The sequence below is a fragment of the Microcystis sp. M53598_WE2 genome, from assembly GCF_030067735.1.
Classification (GTDB): Bacteria; Cyanobacteriota; Cyanobacteriia; order Cyanobacteriales; family Microcystaceae; genus Microcystis; species Microcystis aeruginosa.
The window spans coordinates 1-5,559 of the sequence record NZ_JASJFE010001026.1; the positions used below are offsets into that span (position 1 = coordinate 1).

Annotated in this window: 3 protein-coding genes and 2 pseudogenes; 2 read left to right on the forward strand and 3 right to left on the reverse strand. The window is 41.7% G+C overall.

The window, feature by feature from the left end; all coding sequences use genetic code 11:
- Positions 1–348: pseudogene (locus PX636_RS21115) on the reverse strand (hemolysin); the annotation flags it as partial.
- Between the two features lie 241 nt (positions 349–589).
- On the opposite strand from PX636_RS21115, the gene PX636_RS21120 reads away from it, so the two are divergent.
- Together PX636_RS21120 and PX636_RS21125 are read left to right on the forward strand one after the other, a co-directional pair.
- On the forward strand, positions 590–1,555 hold the full coding sequence (locus tag PX636_RS21120; protein WP_288118706.1) for an o-succinylbenzoate synthase: 966 nt from the start codon (positions 590–592) through the stop codon (positions 1,553–1,555).
- Positions 1,531–2,873, forward strand: a pseudogene (locus PX636_RS21125) (2-succinylbenzoate--CoA ligase). The gene PX636_RS21120 and the pseudogene PX636_RS21125 overlap by 25 nt, the downstream one beginning before the upstream one ends.
- A 24-nt stretch (positions 2,874–2,897) precedes the next feature.
- On the opposite strand, the gene PX636_RS21130 reads toward PX636_RS21125, so the two are convergent.
- Both PX636_RS21130 and PX636_RS21135 read right to left on the reverse strand, forming a co-directional pair.
- Positions 2,898–4,328: an efflux RND transporter periplasmic adaptor subunit gene (locus PX636_RS21130; RefSeq protein WP_288118712.1), complete on the reverse strand. Its 1,431-nt coding sequence runs from the start codon at positions 4,326–4,328 to the stop codon at positions 2,898–2,900.
- A gap of 9 nt (positions 4,329–4,337) precedes the next feature.
- Positions 4,338–5,559 (reverse strand): ABC transporter permease (locus tag PX636_RS21135; RefSeq protein ID WP_353853501.1); only part of this gene is annotated, 1,222 nt, incomplete at its 5' end.

The following is a 5,559-nucleotide window of genomic DNA, read 5'->3' on the forward strand; positions in this document are numbered from 1 at the left end:
CACCTGATTAATTTGAGCATCCACATAATGCCCAATTTCTTCTAAAATTACATTAACTATCGCTGCTGACGAGGCCGTATTTAAAAAAGATGCTGATAGATAAATCTTATTCGTACTGCTGGAATATGCACCATTCGCCGTCCCCAAAACCTCATCACTGAGTACCTCAATCGGGGGAATTTGACTAAAATTTCGGCTTTGCCACTGTTGTCGTAATTCCGTCGCCTTAACCACATCATAACTTGTGCCAAAAGCGATAGCCAAATTCGCCCAAAAGCCATCAGATTGAGCGAAATCGAACAAAACATCGTCAACAGCAGGAAGAATCGGCAAAAGAGAAGAAGTCATGACATTGACAGCAAAAGTTTATTGATAACAGTTTTAGCATAACAATGGCCAATCTTTCAAGACCCCTGTAACAGAAATTAACATTTATACAGAAAACGGGTTTCTTGAAGAAACCCGTTTTCTGGACTTTAAAACAAAAAAACGTTTCGCTGACAAACTCTATAAAGAACGTAGGTTGGTTTGAAGCATGAAACCCAACGCCTGCTCATGTTAAGCTTTTCACTACTACTTATAGTTAATCATGTATTTCTGGCAATTTCGTGTTTATCAGCGTCCTTTGCTGCATCCCCTACAAACCCATCACGGACTCTGGCAAATTAGGGAAGGAATTATTATTCGCTTAGAAGCGGAAGATGGACGTATAGGATGGGGAGAAATTGCTCCTTTACCTGAATTTGGTTCAGAAACATTATCGGCAGCAATATTATTCTGTCAAAGTCTCGAAAATCCCCTATCAATAAATTCAATTTTTTCTATTCCTGAACAATTTCCCGCTTGTCAATTTGCCTTTGAATCAGCTTTAGAAGATTTGAGTATAGAGAATCAATCAAGAGAATTAGAGCCGAAAAACTATAGTTATTTATTACCCACCGGTGCGGCAGTATTTCCCTGTCTGGATGATATTCTAGCCACCAATCAAACTAATACTTATAAATGGAAAATTGCAGTTAATTCTCTCAAGCAAGAGTTAAACTTATTTGAAAAATTAATTACCCGATTACCCAGGGGAATTAAATTGCGTTTAGATGCCAATGGTGGATTAAGTATTGCTGACAGTAAAATCTGGTTAAAAATTGCCGATGAATGTCAAATAATTGAATTTATCGAACAACCTTTACCCCCGTCTCAATGGTTAGAAATGTTGCAATTAAGTCAAGATTTTACCACAGGAATTGCTTTAGATGAATCGGTGGCCAATCTGCAACAAATAGAGGAATGTTATCAACGGGGATGGCGAGGAATTTTTGTGATTAAACCTGCTATTACCGGTTCAATACAAGGGTTAAGACATCTCTGGGAAAAATATCCCTTAGATTTAGTATTTTCCTCCGTTTTAGAAACTAATATCGGCAGAAAAGCCGCTCTACGTCTAGCACAAGAATACCCCAAAAAGGAGCGAGCTTTAGGTTTTGGTGTGCAACAATGGTTTAATAATAGTGACCCCGATTGGTTAGAAAAACTGTGGACGACATCAGCAAACAATTAGCATATCTCAGTCAAAAAGATTGGTTATATGGATACAATAGCCAAAAATTTTATCAATTATATCAGTTCTATTCTCAGCAATTTATCGCCGCAGATAATCCTCGATTAACTATACTGCTTGCTGAAGTCAATCCCCTTAAATTTCTAGCGATATTCTTGGCTGCCGTCAGGTCAAAAAGTTGCCTATTTTTAGCTAATCCTGACTGGAAAACTAACGAATGGGAACAGGTTTTCTCTCTGGTGCAACCCGATTATATTTTTGGCGAAAATATCAAGGTTTTTAACTATAATTCTTCTCCTGTCAATCCTTTGACTAATTCTCTGATGATACCCACGGGAGGAACCTCGGGAAAAATTCGCTTTGCTATCCATAACTGGTTAACTTTAACTGCTTCTGTTAAAGGTTTCTCTGAATATTTTCAAGTCAAGCGGGTTAACTGTTTTTGCCTACTGCCCTTATATCATGTTAGTGGTTTAATGCAGTTTCTCAGAAGTTTTTTAACGGGGGGAGATTTTGCTGTTATTCCTTACCATAAAATCAAACAAAAGCGCATAAATAATCTCAATCTTCAAGATTATTTTATCTCTTTAGTTCCCAGTCAATTACAATTTTTTCTAGAAAATGATCCTCGCTGGTTAGCCAATTTTAAAACAGTTTTCCTAGGAGGTTCCCCTGCATGGCCATCTTTACTAGAAAAAGCTAGAGAATATAATATTTGCCTATCTCCCACCTATGGAATGACAGAAACTGCCTCACAAATTGTCACCCTTAAACCAGAAGATTTTCGACGAGGCAATAATAGTAATGGACAGGTATTACCCCATGCTCAGATAAAAATTAATCCCGATAACCAGAAAATTATTATTGAAGCTAAATCTTTATTTTTAGGTTATTATCCCCATCTTAATCAAGCAAGCTACTTCGAGACCGATGACTTAGGTTATTTGGATAAAAGTGGTTATTTATATATCATTGGTCGCGATAGTCAAAAAATAATTACCGGAGGAGAAAATGTTTATCCTTTTGAGGTAGAAAATGCCATTAGACAAACTAATTTAGTTAAAGATGTGGTGGTTTTAGGGTTGCCAGATATCAAATGGGGACAGATAATTGTGGCTTTTTATGTCCCCGTTAATTCTCAGATAAACCAGACAAGTATTAAATCCCAGATTAAGGATAAATTAGTCAATTATAAACTGCCGAAACATTGGATAAAATTACCAGAGATACCAAAAAGTCCCCAGGGGAAGATTAATCGAACTACTTTAATTAAATTAGCTGAAACTTTTTTGACACCGAGTCAAACCCCAGAGGATAATTATAGCTGATCTAAACAGATACTCTAAGGAGAATCTTCAGGATAGTCGATAAATACCCGCTCTCCAACTTTGACCCCATTAAGAACCTGAGTTTTATCGCCGATGACTGGGCCAAGAGTCACCGGACGGAATTTAGGTTTATTCTCCTGGTTAGGAACTAATACCCCAGTCTTGCCATTTTGAGTTAAAACAGCGACATTTGGTACGACTAAAGCCTGAGGAATTGAGGACCCTAAAAGAGTCAGTCTCACATTCATTCCCGACAGAAGTTTTTCCTGTCCCGTTTCAATTGCTATCTGTACCTGAAAAGAGGTGACATTGTTAGTCCTGACCGCTTCTGGGGCAATCAAGCGGACTCTCCCTTGAAAGACTTTTTGCGGATAGGCATCAGTACGAATTTGCACCATTTGTCCGACTTTTATTTTACTAATATCTACTTCTGAAAGTTCGGCGAGAATCTCCAATCCCGTGGCTAAAGCAACAATTGAAGTAGAAGTAGCAGAAGCACTACTAGAAGCGGAAGTAGTTGGGGTGACAAAAGCACCGATGCTGGCATAGCGTTGAGTAATCAAGCCCGAAAAGGGAGCCACAACCACGCTATCTTGCATTTGGGATTGAACCCGCAACACTTGAGCTTTGGCTACGGCGACTTCTGCCCTCGCTTGGGCAATTTCTTGGGGGCGGCTGCCATTTTCCAATTTTGTTAGTGCGGATTTAGCTTCAGCAACTTCGGCACGCGCCTGGGCAATTTCTTGGGGGCGGCTGCCATTTTTCAGTTTAGCTAATTGGTTGATCGCTTCTTGGCTGTTAGCGGCAGCACTCTCAGCATCGGCAGTGGCTTCATCTAGTTGATCTTGCGCGATCGCTCCATCGGCTAAAAGCTGTCGGTTCCTCTCCAGTCTAGCGATGGCGAGTCTTTCTTTGGCTTGGGCTGCTTCTAGTTGAGCTTGAGCTTGGGCAATGTCTTCAAGGCGGCTGCCCGCCAGTAATTGAGCGAGACGGGCTTCGGTTTGGCTCAAACGGGCAAGACCCTGGGCGATGTCCTCAGGGCGGCTCCCCGCCAGCAATTCAGCGAGACGGGCTTCTTGGCGACTGAGATTAGCCTGCGCTTCTATTAGTTGGGTGCGAATTTCTGTATCTTCCATGCGGGCGATAACTTGCCCTTCCTTGACCCGATCTCCTTTTTCCACGAGAAGTTCTGTCAAACGCCCGGAAGTTTTGGGACTGATATTGACGCTTTCAATCGGTCTGACTCTGCCGCTGGCTTGAATTTCTAAAGTAAGGTTCTCTTGTTTGACGGCAACCGTGAGGTGATTGATGTCTTTGGGAGCAGCGGGATGGCGCGATGTTAGGTAAACTGTAGCAGTGCTGCCGATGATGCCGACGGTGAGGATTCCCATCGTCCAGGTACGGGGGAGCTTGAGGGTAATTTTGGGGATCACTGGAACTTGCATAGTTAGGTTTTATATACTCCGCAAGGCGACAATTGGGTCTAGTCGGGCTGCCTGTCGGGCAGGGGCGACTCCGAAAAATAGTCCGATACTTCCCGACACACCTAAAGTTAAAGCAATCACTAGAGGAGAAATGCTGGCTTTGAGGGGAGTAAAACTAGCAACGAGGATATTGCCGCCGACTCCCACAAAAGCGCCGATTGACCCCCCAAGTACCGAAAGGATAACTGCTTCAATAAGAAACTGCATGAGAATCTGGCGGCCAGATGCTCCTACTGCTTTTCGTAGTCCAATTTCTGAAGTGCGCTCACTTACAGAAATCAGCATAATATTCATGATACCAATGCCGCCGACGAAAAGAGAGATACTGGCGATCGCTACTAAGAATAAAGTCAGGGCGCTGGCAATCCGGTCGGCAGTTGCTGACAAATCTTTTTGAGTTTGTATGCTAAAGTCAGATGCCTGATGGCGCTGTCGCAGTAGATTTCTTACTTGAAATAGGGCGGCTTCTACTCTGGTTTTATCTCGTGCTGAAAAGGAAATAAAGGATAGTTCTATACCAGCAGAAGAGGTTGTTCCAGTCAGGCGATTGGCCATTGTGGTAACTGGTATCATGGCAACATCATCTAAATTGGTTCCTAATACTGAACCTTTCGGTTTCATGACTCCAATAACGCGAAAATCAATATTTCTAATCCGCACATATTGATTTAGAGGATTTTCTTGGTTAAATAATTTTGTTGCCAATTCTGGTCCTAAAGTCACGACTAAATTATTGCTTTCAATATCTGATTCATTCAAAAATCGCCCCTTAGCTACATCAAAATTTCGCACCGAGAGATATTCCGGTGTGGTGCCAATAGCACGAGTCTCAAAGGTTTTACTGCCGTAATTTGCAACTTCGGTCGATTGAATTTCAGGAGCAACTTCTGACACGGCCGGCACTTGAGTGGCAATCGCCCTAGCGTCTTCTAATACTAAACTTCTCGGTTTTTGATAAGTAGTCCCCCAACCATCGCTGACATCAGGGACGACAAATAAAACATTAGTTCCCAAGGATTGAAACTGCTGGGCCGCTAAATTTTCTGTTCCCTGACCAATTCCAAATAAGGTGATGACGGAAGCATTGCCCACAATAATTCCTAGCATAGTCAGGCTACTACGCAGTTTATTTTTGAGGAGATTTTGACTGGCAATTTGCCAATAATCAAAAATTTTCATTGGTTCCCTCCTG

Excerpts from the sequence above, each read along its gene's own strand:
- PX636_RS21120 (WP_288118706.1), top strand. The coding sequence starts at position 590 with ATGTATTTCTGGCAATTTCGTGTTTATCAGCGTCCTTTGCTGCATCCC.
- PX636_RS21130 (WP_288118712.1), bottom strand. The coding sequence starts at position 4,328 with ATGCAAGTTCCAGTGATCCCCAAAATTACCCTCAAGCTCCCCCGTACC.